The sequence below is a fragment of the Paracoccus sp. IB05 genome (genome assembly GCF_016405985.1).
In the GTDB taxonomy this organism is placed as follows: domain Bacteria; phylum Pseudomonadota; class Alphaproteobacteria; order Rhodobacterales; family Rhodobacteraceae; genus Pseudogemmobacter.
Genome location: NZ_JAEFCF010000007.1, coordinates 141,596 through 154,607, shown reverse-complemented (window position 1 = coordinate 154,607; position 13,012 = coordinate 141,596). Strand labels below are relative to the sequence as shown.

At 61.7% G+C, this 13,012-nt stretch carries 16 protein-coding genes; all 16 read left to right on the top strand.

Annotated elements, in window-relative coordinates; translation table 11 throughout:
* The first annotated feature begins 326 nt into the window (after positions 1–326).
* The 16 genes from JC607_RS07185 to JC607_RS07115 all read left to right on the top strand — a co-directional run bounded on the left by JC607_RS07185 (position 327) and on the right by JC607_RS07115 (position 12,971).
* Entirely contained in the window at positions 327–533 is a 207-nt protein-coding gene (locus JC607_RS07185; protein WP_198836260.1) for a hypothetical protein, read from the top strand.
* A 47-nt stretch (positions 534–580) separates the two neighbouring features.
* Positions 581–1,216, top strand: coding sequence for a hypothetical protein (locus JC607_RS07180; RefSeq protein ID WP_198836259.1), 636 nt, complete (start codon positions 581–583; stop codon positions 1,214–1,216).
* A gap of 213 nt (positions 1,217–1,429) precedes the next feature.
* Complete coding sequence (locus JC607_RS07175; protein ID WP_198836258.1) at positions 1,430–2,014, top strand: hypothetical protein; 585 nt, start codon at positions 1,430–1,432, stop codon at positions 2,012–2,014.
* The gene (locus tag JC607_RS07170) at positions 2,011–2,823 is read left to right on the top strand and encodes a hypothetical protein (RefSeq protein WP_198836257.1); all 813 of its coding nucleotides are present in this window, start codon (positions 2,011–2,013) and stop codon (positions 2,821–2,823) included. Before JC607_RS07175 ends, JC607_RS07170 begins: the two co-directional genes overlap by 4 nt.
* Positions 2,824–2,935: 112 nt before the next feature.
* On the top strand, positions 2,936–3,670 hold the full coding sequence (locus JC607_RS07165) for a hypothetical protein (RefSeq protein ID WP_198836256.1): 735 nt from the start codon (positions 2,936–2,938) through the stop codon (positions 3,668–3,670).
* A gap of 111 nt (positions 3,671–3,781) precedes the next feature.
* Positions 3,782–4,459, top strand: a complete 678-nt coding sequence (locus JC607_RS07160) for a terminase small subunit (protein WP_198836255.1) — start codon at positions 3,782–3,784, stop codon at positions 4,457–4,459.
* Positions 4,447–6,627 carry a terminase gpA endonuclease subunit gene (locus JC607_RS07155; RefSeq protein WP_198836254.1) on the top strand — a complete coding sequence of 727 codons (2,181 nt, stop codon included), beginning with the start codon at positions 4,447–4,449 and terminating at the stop codon, positions 6,625–6,627. Before JC607_RS07160 ends, JC607_RS07155 begins: the two co-directional genes overlap by 13 nt.
* A gap of 65 nt (positions 6,628–6,692) precedes the next feature.
* The gene (locus tag JC607_RS25990) at positions 6,693–6,824 is read left to right on the top strand and encodes a phage head-tail joining protein (protein ID WP_370584768.1); all 132 of its coding nucleotides are present in this window, start codon (positions 6,693–6,695) and stop codon (positions 6,822–6,824) included.
* Positions 6,766–8,277, top strand: a complete 1,512-nt coding sequence (locus JC607_RS07150) for a phage portal protein (protein ID WP_198836253.1) — start codon at positions 6,766–6,768, stop codon at positions 8,275–8,277. Before JC607_RS25990 ends, JC607_RS07150 begins: the two co-directional genes overlap by 59 nt.
* Positions 8,270–10,399, top strand: a complete 2,130-nt coding sequence (locus tag JC607_RS07145) for a head maturation protease, ClpP-related (protein WP_198836252.1) — start codon at positions 8,270–8,272, stop codon at positions 10,397–10,399. The genes JC607_RS07150 and JC607_RS07145 overlap by 8 nt, the downstream gene beginning before the upstream one ends.
* An 84-nt stretch (positions 10,400–10,483) precedes the next feature.
* Positions 10,484–10,837, top strand: a complete 354-nt coding sequence (locus tag JC607_RS07140) for a capsid cement protein (RefSeq protein ID WP_198836251.1) — start codon at positions 10,484–10,486, stop codon at positions 10,835–10,837.
* Between the two features lie 20 nt (positions 10,838–10,857).
* Positions 10,858–11,163 (top strand): hypothetical protein, encoded by a 306-nt coding sequence (locus JC607_RS07135; protein ID WP_198836250.1) that lies wholly within the window; start codon positions 10,858–10,860, stop codon positions 11,161–11,163.
* On the top strand, positions 11,160–11,582 hold the full coding sequence (locus JC607_RS07130) for a hypothetical protein (RefSeq protein WP_198836249.1): 423 nt from the start codon (positions 11,160–11,162) through the stop codon (positions 11,580–11,582). Before JC607_RS07135 ends, JC607_RS07130 begins: the two co-directional genes overlap by 4 nt.
* 14 nt (positions 11,583–11,596) lie before the next feature.
* Positions 11,597–12,316, top strand: coding sequence for a phage tail tube protein (locus tag JC607_RS07125; RefSeq protein ID WP_198836248.1), 720 nt, complete (start codon positions 11,597–11,599; stop codon positions 12,314–12,316).
* Between the two features lie 2 nt (positions 12,317–12,318).
* Positions 12,319–12,726 (top strand): hypothetical protein, encoded by a 408-nt coding sequence (locus tag JC607_RS07120; RefSeq protein WP_198836247.1) that lies wholly within the window; start codon positions 12,319–12,321, stop codon positions 12,724–12,726.
* Positions 12,663–12,971: a phage tail assembly chaperone gene (locus JC607_RS07115; protein ID WP_198836246.1), complete on the top strand. Its 309-nt coding sequence runs from the start codon at positions 12,663–12,665 to the stop codon at positions 12,969–12,971. Before JC607_RS07120 ends, JC607_RS07115 begins: the two co-directional genes overlap by 64 nt.
* The last annotated feature ends 41 nt before the right edge of the window (positions 12,972–13,012 follow it).

Here is a 13,012-nt window from a genome sequence, read left to right as displayed (position 1 = left end):
TTGGTCAGGGGGGCGAAGACGGCAACATCGCCTAGGCAAAACTGCCCATGTGAAAGAAACGGGGCGCCCCATTCCCTGAGCGCCCCGGTCGGTCAGGGACTGCGACAGGCCGAGGGAGATTGCGGCCGCCTGGTGTTCAAACGGGCGGTGGGTGAAATGGTTCCCATCGGGGCGGTCGAAAAAAAACCGGGACGCAGCTTGGCGCCCCAGCAGTCATACAGGCAGTTCAACAGACAGGTCACGGGACGTTGTGACGGTCTGATGAAACAACGTGTGGTGGGCGACTTGGTTCCCACCTCAACCAGTTGTGAACGGGGTGTTGCCGCATGAGCCGCGCTTACTCGTCCTGGGATGCCTTTGCTGCCGGGGTTCGCGATGCCGTGGGGCAGGGGTTTGACCATGCTGCTGCGGAGGCCCGCCGACATGAAGAAACCAAATACCAGCGCATGCGCGCCTTGCAGCAGGACGGTGATGCACCGGGCGTGCTGATCGAGGGGCGGTGTGTGGATGTGACGGAAGGGACGGGGAATTGATCAAAGAGCAACTTGTTGAGCCCGTTATGGCAGCACCGGTAAACGCCATGATCTATCCCCTGGCTTTCGGCGACCTCCTCGTCACGAATGAATGGGTTGAATGGCATCTGCACAAGTTTCTGGATGGCACCTTTGTCACCCGCATGACGCGCTTGCAGCGTTTCGACGTGATCGGGGTTGCAGTGATCCTCTGGAATGCCTCGCTGAAGGAGAACCCTGCCGGCACCTTGCCGGATGATGATGAGCTTCTGGCGGACAAGGCCAAGGTCAAGGATCTGGATGTCTGGCGCGAGATGCGGCCGCTTGTCCTTCATGACTGGGTGCCAGCGCGCGTCCTTGACCCTGAAACCGGGGAATACCTCGGGGGCAAGCTTTGCCATGTGTCCGCGCGTGGTGGTCTCGGCCTGCTTGCGCAGATCGCAAAGCGAACCGCGACCCGAAAGTCTGCCAAGGCAGCGGGACGCGAGACGCAGCGGCTCGCCACGATGCGCAGCCGGGTCAAAACGAAGATGAAGGGCATGGGCAAAGCCCGGTTTTCGGAGAACGCCGATCTCGTGGCTTCGGTCACCAAGTGGCTCGACGAAAACAGCCTCTTCGTGAACGACGAAAACATTCTTGCCGGGCTGGAGACCCTGCACAACATCCCGCGCGTGGTTGGCTTCGGGCGGGGCGCTGACAGCTGAAATGCCGCTGTAATGCGGTGACATGATTACAGTAATGGCGCTGAAATACTCTGGAAGATTTCAGCGCATTTTCAGGCTCTTGAGGTGTAATTGCCCTACAGGACAGGACAGGACAATGACAGGACAAGACATAACAAAACATTCCTTCCCGGATTGGCCACGTTTTGGCCTGTGGATAACCGGGGAATTGCTGAGAAAAGAAAGGGGGCAGAAATGGAAAGCGATGCACTGAAGGCAGGCAAGGAACGGGTCAGGTTACTTCTGATAGAGCCGCTGACCGCCCGGGGTTTGAAGCGGGCAGGCGGAGCAACCGTCGCGCAGCATGAGGCCACAATGGAGGGGCTGGCCGCGCGGCTGGCCTATATGTCTGCCGAGAACCTTGGTGCGCTGGGCGATGTGGTCGAGCAGCACGGGCAGGGCAAGCACAGGGATCGCTGGCCGTCTGAGGTGGTGATCTGCAACTGGGCGCGTCAGCTTCAGGAGCCGCCGCCCTCTGACAGCCGGTTTGTCACCACATACCTGCGCAGTCGCGTCGGACGGCAGGCGCTGTCCGAGGGGTGGGCCGTAGAGCTTTACCTCTCCATCAAGAAGTTCGGCCAGCCGCCGAACGGGTTCGTGATCAGAACCCTGAAAGAGGAGGCCGATGCGTCGAAACGCCGTCGCGGCAGGATCGAGACAGAAAGCCGGTTCGGCACCGTAGCGCCTGCGGATCGCCAGTGGCTCGAATGGTATCACCTGGTTGAGGCGCGGGTCGCGGCCATCATGGATGCGCAGGATGCGGAAGGAGATGCGGCGTGAGCTTCATGGAAGAGATCAGTGCGCTTGGCGCAGAACTGATTGGCGGGGCCGAGGATGAGGCGCTGGCTGATCTTGCCGGTCTTGTCATGCGTGTATCTGCCCTGGATGCAGACGGGATCCTTGCTAACGCCCTCGCAAAGCTGGCTGGCGAATACAGGCTGCATGATGAGGATCGCCGCATCCGTGACATGCTGGACTATTTCACGCCGCCCGAAGATCTGGCAGAGATCCCGACCGCGCCCGGTCGCGGGCCTATGCACCGCGTTCCGAATTACATGGTGCTGCCCGGCGGCACTCGCTCGCAGCGGGGCGCGCACTGGCGGCGGATGGATCAGCTTTCCATCATGTGCCGTCACGCCTGGGAGCGGCACCGGGTAAAATGCGAACGTGACGGGAAGGATGTTCCGTTTGATGCCCCGTTCTCACTTGGGCAGATATCCATGGGTCAGCAGTATCAGGGGCTGGTCGAGCGTCATGACGCTGCCGGTATCAAATGTGCATCAATCGAGGGTAGGGCGGCTGGCGGCTCAGGCGGAAGCGGCGGAGGTTTCATCGAGGCGTATCTGGCTGAAGGGTATGAGATTGAGGCTATCCGCCGCAGGATCGGTGATGGTGTTGCGCTTGCGGTCAAGCGCGGCACGGGGCGCAGGCCAATCACCGATCGGGCGTTGGTCGATGCGGTTTGCCTGGCGGGCAGGGATTTGACTTCGATCTTGCGGGCACATGGGTGGGCCAATGATGCGCGCCTCAGGGCTGCGTTGCGTGATGCGCTCGCGGGCGCGCTGGATCGAATGCAGGGGTATCGGTAAAAAGGGGATTGACGCTTATCCTCATCGCTGGCATGTATTTTGACATCATCTCGAATAGCGCCCAGTGGTCAAACCACTTGGGCGCCTTTTGCGTTTGGGGGTGCGCTTTGTAATGGATCTGAGACTTGAGCGCAGGTCTGTCGATGACCTGATCCAAAATCTGTCCGATGTCGGGCTGAAACAGGTTCCATTCGCGGCTGTGGTCGCGGTGAACAAAACGGCCCGCGAGGTCATCGCGCACATCAAGGACCGGATGGATGTGGTCTTTGACCGCCCCACGCCATTCACGAAAAATGCCTTCGAACTTCGCCCGGCGGCAACAAAGACCACGCTTGAGGCAACAGTTGCCGAGAAGCCGATGCAGGGGCGCCGGCACTATCTGAAGGTGCAGGAGGCTGGCGGACCTCGTGAACAGACTAGGCTGGAAAAGCTGCTATCGCTCAAGGCGGCATGGTCTGGTGTGATCCAGTCGGTGATCCCGGCGACCGGCTCGCCCTTTGAGGCGGCGCGGCTGGATCGATATGGGAACTGGTCGAGTGGCGAGCGCAACCAGCTTCTGTCCGGTCTTGGTGCGCAGCGCGAGGCTTCCACCAATACGACCGACAAGTCGCGGAAGCGGGCAAAGACCCGGGCAACATACTTCGTGCCGAAGCATGGCCTCGCGCCGGGTGTGTATCGCCGGAAGGCGAAGGGCGACATTCCGGTTCGGGTGCTGAAGTTCTCGGACAAGGTGCCGCAATATGACAAACGGCTCGGCTTCAAGGATGGCGTCGAGGCGATCTTCGCGCAGCGGATCGGGGTCAACTTCGCCGATGCGCTGGCCAAGGCCCTCTCGACCGCCCGGTGACCCGCGCGGGTCCTTCCGGGCCAAACCTTGCACGCGGGTAATTCGCACCCCGGTTTGTGTGCGTTTTGGAATTTTTTCCATCTGTGACAAGGGGTTGTTGTTGGGGTTATCATGGAAAGTCAGTCAGATAGCCCCGAACTGATCGCGGTCGAGGTCGCGCCGGAGTTTCAGGAGATCCTCGACCGCTTCCCGCTCCCGCACGGTGTTCAGGACGCGGATTGCAATCAGGAAGAGATTGCTCAGGCGCTCGGCACCACAGTCAACACGGTCGCGAAATGGATTCGGCAGGATGGCTTGCCGGTCGCGCAGCAGGGTGGAAACGGCAAGGCTTACGTCCTGCGGCTTTCGCATTGCTATGCCTGGCGCAAGGGTCGCGAGGCCGAGGCGGATCTGCGCAGCAACCATAACAAGCAGCAGGTTGCAGCAATGCAGGCCTCGTTTCTTGGTTTGGATATCGACAATCCGCAGGCCGCCATGTCGCCGGCGCAGCGCCGCGAAACAGCCATGGCCGATATCGCATGGTCAAAGGCGGCGCACATGCGGCGCCAGCTCGTGCCACTGGCTGATGTTCTGGAACTGCAGGAATCGATCTTTCAGATCGTGAGGGAAGGCCTGAAGGCCATGCCCGATCTGCTGGAGAGGGAAATCAACCTCAAGCCTGAGCACGTCGCCGCCGTGGTTCGCGTTTGCGACGATGTGCTGAACAAGATGGCTGAGCGGGTTGAAGAGGAGGAACTTGCGGAAAGGGACGTGCCCGATGTTGAAGTTCAGGATCGATGGGTGATCTGAGCGGGCTTGCGGGTCAGGCCGGCGGAATCGGCGTCGAACCGCTTCCGCCCTATACGGACCCTAGATCTGCCCTGAAGCGCGCTTTGCCGTCGCTGCGCCCTGGCAAGCGGGTATCGGTCACTGCCTCGGCTGAGCAGCATATGCGGGTCAATGTCTCGGGCCAGTGGAAGAAGTTCCGCGCCGATGTCGCGCCCTACATGGTCGAGCCTACCGACATGTCGGCTTCGCGCCAGTTTCGTGCACTAGTTTTTGCCGGGCCATCGCAGTCGGGCAAGACGCTGATGCTGCAGACCGTGGCCTGTCACGCGATCATGTCTGACCCCGGCCGGGTTGCCCTGTTCCAGATGACGCGCGACGCGGCACAGCTGATGGAGCGCGAGAAGATCGCGCCTGTCATTTACAACAGTCCCGACCTGAAAGCCCGGCTCGCGCAGGGGCGTGGGTCGGATACGATCTTTCAGAAGATCTTCACCGGCGGCACCCATTTGACGCTGGACTATCCGACGCCTGAGAAACTGGCCTCAACCACGGTCAGGACGCTCATGGCGACCGACTTTGATCGTCCCGCCTGGGGCAACGGCTCGATCGGGGATGGTGATCCATACACCCAGATGCGGGCGCGGACCCGGACCTACATGTCCCGGGGCATGGTAATTATCGAAAGCAGCCCTGGCGCGCCGATCCGGGACGAAAACTGGAAGCCGCAATCGCCGCATGATTGCCCGCCTGTCGCCTTCGGTGTTCTGTCGCTCTACCCGGACGGAACACGCGGCCGTTGGTACGTGCCGTGCCCGGATTGCGGGGCGTTCTTCGAGATGACCTTTGCCCGGCTGGTCTATCCCGACAGCGCTGATCCCGCAGAAGCGGGGGAGGCCGCGCGGATGCGGTGCCCTCATTGCCGCGAGACCTTCGGGCATGAGTTAAAGGGAGAGTTGAACCGCGAGGGGCGCTGGCTGCACGAAAGTGCCCCGGCTGATGATGGCAAGATCCGGCTGGTCTCTGTGGATCATTCCGATCTGCGTCGGACTGATATGCTCAGCTACTGGCTCGATGGGGCCAGCGCTGCCTTTTCCACCTGGGCCGAGCTCGTTTCGGCCTATCAGGTCGGCCTGAGGCATTTCGAGGCAACAGGCGACGAAGAGAAGCTGCGCGGTACTGTGACCACGGGGCAGGCGCAGCCCTACCTGCCGCGCTCGGCCAGCTCGGAAATGGAAATCACGCTCGATGCGCTGAAGGATAAGGCGCAGGATATGGGCACTCAGAAAGGAACTGCCCCGTCCTGGGCGCGGTACATTACCGTTTCGATCGATGTGCAGGGCACTTACTTTTCGGTCGGGGTTACCGCTTGGGGTGAGGGTGGCAAACACCAGCCGATTGATCGGTTCGACCTGATCAAGCCGCCTGAGACTGCACCGGGGGCGTCGGGTCGCACCCTTAAGCCCGGTGACTATGCTGAGGATTGGGCCGTGCTGGAGGAGTTGTCCGAACGTGTCTGGCCGGTCGAGGGAGGTGAGTGGGGGCTGAAAGCCGTTTCGCTCGCTGTTGACCTTCACGGCCCCGGATCGACAACCGATCATGCCTATAAGTTTTACCGGGCGCGGCGGAAGGCGGGGGAGGCACGGCGCTGGCATCTGACACGGGGCAGCGGCGGCCTCAACCATACGGACAGGGTCTGGCTCAAGGCGCCGGAGCGCGCCAGCGGCAAGCGCCGGGTCGCTTCCGACATCAAGATCCTGAATATGGCGACCGACCGGCTCAAGGATGCGGTGGCGGTTTCGCTTCGCCTGACCGAGGACGGGCAGAACATCTGCCTTATCCCGGAATGGATGAGCGTCAAGGAACTGACCGAGCTGACGGCAGAGCGTCGGACGCTTTCCGGTTGGGAAAAACGTCCCGGCATGGTTCGGAACGAAAGCCTCGATCATCTGGTACAGGCACGGGCGCAACACATCATCATCGGCGCAGAAAAGGTCGACTGGTCCAATCCGGGCCGGTCCTGGGCGGTGCTGTCGATCGAGAATGAATTCGCCATGCCGGTCGGGCGCGATTCTGCCGGTCATGTCGAGGAAGGCCCGCCGGCCGAGGTGGTGATTTCTGAAAGACAGGCTGATCGCTCGCCCCCTGCGCGGGATGGTTGGATCAGCGAAACGGATGGAGATTGGCTTTGAGCTACACGCAAGATGATATTGCCCGGCTCCGCTCGGCCATTTCGAAGGGCGCCAGCCAGGTCAAGATGGGGGAGGAGCAGGTAACTTTCCGCAGCCTCGCTGAGATGCGGTCTTTGCTCGCAGAGATGGAGGCTTCGGTTGCAGGCTCAGCTGGCACCGGCCTCCAGCACTATCCGCAGTTTGTGGAGCGGCCCTGATATGAACCTGCTTGATCGGGTTATCGCATCCTTCAGCCCGAGGGCAGGCTTGCGCCGGGCGCAGGCGCGCGCCTCTCTGGACGCGATGATGCATTACCGCGCTGGTTCGGTAAATCGCCGCAGTGGGTCCGTCCGGGCCGTGTCGGGTGATGCGGACGCCGTTGCCACTGTCGCCCGCCGTCAGATCTCGCTGGCTGTGCGGGATGTGATCCGCAACAACGCTATCGCAGAGCGCGCCGTTCAGGTGCTGGTCAACAATATCGTCGGGACCGGGATTGAGCCGAAACTGGTATCCGAAGACACAGATCTGAACTACGCTTGGCCTGCGGTGTGCCGCTATCTCGACAGTACCGATGTCGATGCTGATGGTATCTCAACCCTTGCCGGCATCCAGCGCATGGCGGTTCGTGCCATGGTCACGGATGGTGAGGCTCTGGTCGTTTTCCCGGATCCGCTGACCGCAAAGTCATCTTTTCAGCTGCGAGTTCTGGAGGCTGATTATTTGGATGATCGGCTGCAAGGCCGGGCGCTTGGCTCGAAGAATTCCGTCTATGATGGCATCGAGTATGGCGATGATGGTCGGGTCGTCGCCTATCACCTCTATGATGAGCATCCCGGCAGCGTTGTCTGGCATCCCGATTGGAAAGGGTTGGTTTCCTCCCGGATCGAGGCATCGCGTGTCATCCATCTGTATCGGCCTGATCGGCCGGGGCAGCGCCGTGGCGTCAGCTGGCTGGCTCCTGTTCTGGATGACCTGGTTGCGCTTGCCGATAACGATGAGGCGCAGCTCATGCGCCAGAAGATCGCCGCCTGCTTTGCGGCGTTCTGGAAGACCGATAAGGACGCTAAAGCGACTGGGATCCCGTCAAAGCTCGCGCCGGGCCTGATCCAGCAGATTGGCTCGGAGGATGAGGTTGTTTTCGCCAGCCCTCCTGATGTCACGGGATATGATGATTTCGCCCGCATCCATCTGCGGCGCATCGCTGTTGGCCTCGGGATTACATACGAATCGCTGACCGGCGATCTGACCAGTGTCAATTTTTCGTCTGGGCGTCTTGGCAGGATCGACATGGGGCAGAACGTCGAGGCCTGGCAGTGGGGGCTGGTTATGCCCGTTCTGTGTCAGCCGATCGGGCGCGAGATGTTGCGTTCGCATCTCCGGGATAATCCGCGGTCAGGTGCAGCCCTCCGGCAGGCCCGCATCGACTGGACCCCGCCGCCGCCTGTGATTGCCGACCCGAAAACAGAAACTCAGGTTTCAGTCATGAAGATCGAAGCAGGGCTTGCCAGCCGGCATGGTGAGATCCGGCGGCTCGGATATGAGCCCGGCCAGATTGATGCAGAGATCGTCAAGGATGAGGAAACGCGCCGGTCCCTTGCTGCGCTGAAAGCGCCTGCGGTCGCGGCGAGCGAGGAAGCGGATCAACAAAAAAGGGAACGCGAGAATGAATGAGCTTGTACTCTACGGGACGGTTGGTTCGTCCTGGTGGGAAGAAGAGTATTTCACCGCGAAGATGGTGCGCGAGGCCCTGGCAGGAATGTCGGGGCCTTTGACTGTCAGGATCAACTCCGGCGGCGGGATCGCCACCGAGGGGCAGGCCATCTACGCCGCGCTGCGCGGGTATGAGGGGCAGGTGAATATCGTCGTCGAGGGCGTTGCCGCATCAGCAGCCAGCCTGATCGCCATGGCCGGCGAGACTATCACCATGACGCCCGGCGCGCTCCTGATGATCCACGATCCCGCCAGCTGGTATGTCGATGGTCGCGGAACCGAGGATGATCACCTGAAGGCCGCGAAATCCCTGGGCGTCATCGCGAACGCCTATGCGGGCATCTATGCCAAGCGGGCAGGCCTCAGCGTCGAGGATGCCCGGGCGATCATGAAGGATGAAACCTATTACGACCCGCAGGGCGCGCTTGACGCGGGTTTTGCCACTGATCTCGACGACGACAGCGACGAGGCGGAACCCGCTGCCTTCGATTACCGGATTTATCAGCATGCGCCTGAGCGCCTGCTGACCGCTGCCGGCGCGATCCAGCGCCAGCGGCCCACGGCCGAGGTGTTTGCCATGATGACCGGCACCACCCCGAAATCATCCAAACCGAAACCTGCCAAAGGAGCGAAAGCCATGGCGAATAAGAAACCCGCCCCGAAGGGCAGGATTACTGGTGCAAAGGCAAAGGCTGAGGGCGACGACCCGAAGCTCGAGGAAGATGATCCCAAGCTTGAAAGCGACGGCGACGAGGATGACCCGAAGCTTGAGGATGAGGGCGACGAAGATGATCCGAAGCTCGAAGATGAGGGCGACGAGGATGATCCCGAAATGGAAGAGGATGACGACGCGGTCGCAATCCTCGACCTCGTCCTCATGCATGGCGATTCTACTGATGTGGCCCGCGATTTCCTCGCCAAAAAGTCTTCCATCGCGACTGTCGTCGCCCATTACCGCAAGAAAGGACCGAGCGTGACGAAACACAAACCCGGTGGCCCGACCGCCCGGATCACCCGTGATGAGTGCGATACGCGCCGGATCGGCATGACTGAGGCCCTTGCGGCCCAGTTCGGTCGCCGCGCCCCGAAAGATGATCGCGCCCGGCAGTTTATGACCATGTCGCTGGTCGAAATGGCGGCGATGAGCCTCGGCCACAAAGGACCGATGCGGACGGCCTATGATCGTGAGCAGGTCTTTATGGCCATGCACACCACCAGTGATTTCCCGCTCTCGCTTCAGAACGCCCTGAACAAAGAGCTTGAATCGCGTTACCGTGAGGCCGAGCCGACCTATCGCCTGATCGCGCGCCAGAAAACCTTCCGCGATTTCCGCCCGCATCCCATGATCCGGCCCGGTGATTTCCCGACCCTGCAGCCAATCGGTGAGGCGGGCGAAATCAAGTATGGCACCATCGGCGAGAAGGCAGAGACGGTCGCACTGTCGTCCTACGGTATCGCTCTTGCGATTTCGCGGCAGACACTGATCAATGATGATATCAGCGCCATCGCGGATATGATTGCCGACCAGGGTCGCGCGGTTGCCCGGTTCGAGGACAACACCTTCTACGCCATGATGCTGGGCGGTGCGGGCGCTGACGGTCCAACCCTGCTGGAGACCACCCGCCAGGTGTTCAACGCCACAGACGGTACCAAGGCTGCGGCGGCGGCGGCGATCAATGTCACCTCGCTGTCGCTGGGCCGCGCCGCGATCATGAAGCGCAAAACCATCGGCGGCAACGATCTCGGTATCGTCCCGACGATCCTTCTGGTCGGCCCTGACAAGCTGACCGAGGCGCAACAGATCGTCGCTCCGATCCAGGCCGATCAGGCCGGGAACGTAAACCCGTTCGCCGGCCAGCTTCAGGTCATCCCGACCGCGAAGGTCACCGGCAATGCCTGGTACCTCTTTGTTGATCCGGCTGATGTGCCGAACTTCGTCTATGGCTACCTCGAGGGCGCTGCCGCGCCGCGCACCCGGATGGAAGAGCCGTTCGGGCGTCAGGGCATGCAGCTGAGCCTCGAGCATGATTTCGGGGTTGGCGCCATCGACTTCCGGGGCGGCTACAAAAACGCCGGCGCCTGATCAGGGCGAGGGACAGTGATCTGACGAAAGGGCACCTTCGGGTGCCCTTCGTCATTCTGGAAACCTGCCAAAGGAGAGAGATCCATGGCGAAGAATTTTATTCAGCCCGGGTACGTGGTCCCGGTGACCGCGCCGCGCGCGGTGAAAAGTGGCGAGCTGGTTGTTGTGGGCGTTCTGGCCGGGGTCGCGCAATTCGATGCTGCTTCCGGCGCCCGTGTCGAGATCGATACGGTTGGGGTCTATCAGCTTGCAAAGACCAGTGCGCAGGCCTGGACCGAAGGGGCCGCAATCTACGCTGTGCCAGCGACAGGCATCGCGACCACGGCCGCGACGGCCGGAAACCTGATGATCGGGACAGCAGCAGCCGCAGCTGCCAACCCGTCGGGCACTGGCGCGGTGCGCCTGAACGGCTCGGCTCCGGCAGCTGTCACCAGCTGATGACCGGGATTTTCGACGGTATGACCGGGATACTGAGCGATGTGTTCGGCGCCCCGGTCATCTGGCAGCCGCCCGGCAGCCAGGCGGAAACGGTGCAGTCTATTTTCCGCCGTGTTCCGGTCGAAGTGGTTGGTGCGGGTGGTGAGCCGGTTCTAGCCATGCAACCGATCTGGCGGGTTCGCCGAGGGTCAATGTCGCGCGCGCCAAAGGCGGGCGATCAGATCCAGCCTGGTGACGGGCGGACCTATCGCATCACTGCGGTGCAGGAGGGCGGTTCGCCCGCCGGCGACCGCTTTGTGACCTGTGAACTGGAGTTAGTGACATGACCCACTATCGCAGCCAGATCCGCGCGGCGCTGAAACTCGCGCTGCAGGTCAATTCTCATTTCGCCGGGTTCACCCTGAAATCCGCCTGGGCACAGAATATCGACGCTGAAACCCTGCCGGTGATGGGGGTGGCGACCCCGCGCGAGACTAAGGATCAGGATGCCCTCGACAGTGCAGAGCGCGGCATCACGGCGATCATCGTTCTGAAGCGCCTCGGGGGCGACGACCTCGAGGAGGTCCTGGATGATGACAGCGTGCCGGTCGAAAACCTTGGCCTGGCGACCCTTCGGACCCTGAGTTTCGGGGCGGTGCTTGAAAGCACAGACATCGACATTGCCGGATCCGCAGAGCAGCGGATCGGCACTTTGACCATGGTTTTCCGGGTTGTCCTGTCGACGCCCGAGCCGCTCACCCCCTAGCAGGAGATTCTTAAATGGCCGCATCCAGTGGCGTTACGCTTGGCTATGGCACCCGCGTCCGGATCGGTCGCGGCACATCCCCGGTCGAATGGACAATCATCAAAGGCGCCGAAGAGGTGCAGTTTCCAGATCAGACGCCCACGGATGTGGATGTCACCTGGCTCGAAAGCCCGGGTGCAACGGAAGAGTCTATCCGGGGGCTGAAAACTGTCGCCACCTTCACCTTACCCCTGCAATACGCGCCGGGCGGTGATACCGATATCCTCCTGTCCGATCTGGAACAGCAGGGCAGTGATGAGGATATTCTCCTCGAGATCACCCCCTCCGGTGGCGCAACCCATACCTGGGTGGCCTATGTGAACACTTACCGGATGACTTCCGCGACTGCCAAAGACAAGAAGATGGCCGAGGCGGTGTTCAAGGTGAAAGCCAAGGTCTCTGTCTCACCGCCGGCCGCGCCGGCAAACGAAACCCTTCCGGCGATTTCTGGCACGGCGCGCGTCGGGCAGGTGCTGACTGCCTGGCCCGGGATCTGGAACCCGACTGGCGATCTGGCCTATCAGTGGCAGGTCAACAGCGGTGGCTGGACCAATATCGCCGGCGCGACCGGCCAGACCTATACCCCAATTGCGGGACAGGTTGGAAATCCGCTGCGGGTGATCGTCACGGCCACCAATGGAACCGGGTCCACCTCTGTCACCTCGGCGCCGACCGCGAACGTGGTTGCGGCCTGACCATGGGCAACCCTTTCCGTGGTGAGGTCTCTGTCGGAGGCGGGGCGCATCGCCTCGTCTGCGATTTCAACGCGCTTTGCGAAATCGAGGCGCATTTCGGCGGTGAGATCGATGATGGTCTCGACCGCATCGATAGCGGTGATCTCGGCCTGCAGGATCAGCGCGCGGTGGTCGCGGCCTTGCTGCGCCATCATGCCCCTGCGGTGACGCTGCGGGATGCCGGTGTGGTCATCGCTGATTATTACACCGAGATCCACGCAGCTGTGCGGCACTCGATTTCGCTGGCAATGCCGGAGACAGACCCCGGAAAAAAGCCGCAGGCCCTCGAGAGCGCGGAGGGCTCAGGGTGGCAGAGCTCCTCGAGGCCCATGTCAAGGCCGGGCTGGATCCGCAGGATTTTTGGTCTCTGACGCCGCGCGAATGGGCCATCCGCATGGATGGCGCTGCTGCACAGCTGGAGGCTCAGCGAGGGCTGCTCGCGGTTTCTGCCTGGGTTGGCGCGAACACCGACAAGGCCGGGCTGGAGCGCTACATCGAAGGCGGCAATGCCGAGCCGCACCCCCCAGAGGCGCTGGAGCGCATGCTCATGAGCGCCTCGGCCGGAATGGTCACCATGACCATGGATCAATACCTCAACCTCAGGAGGCCGAATTGAGCGCATCGAAAACGGTGGGGCGGCTGAAAGCCATTCTCGGC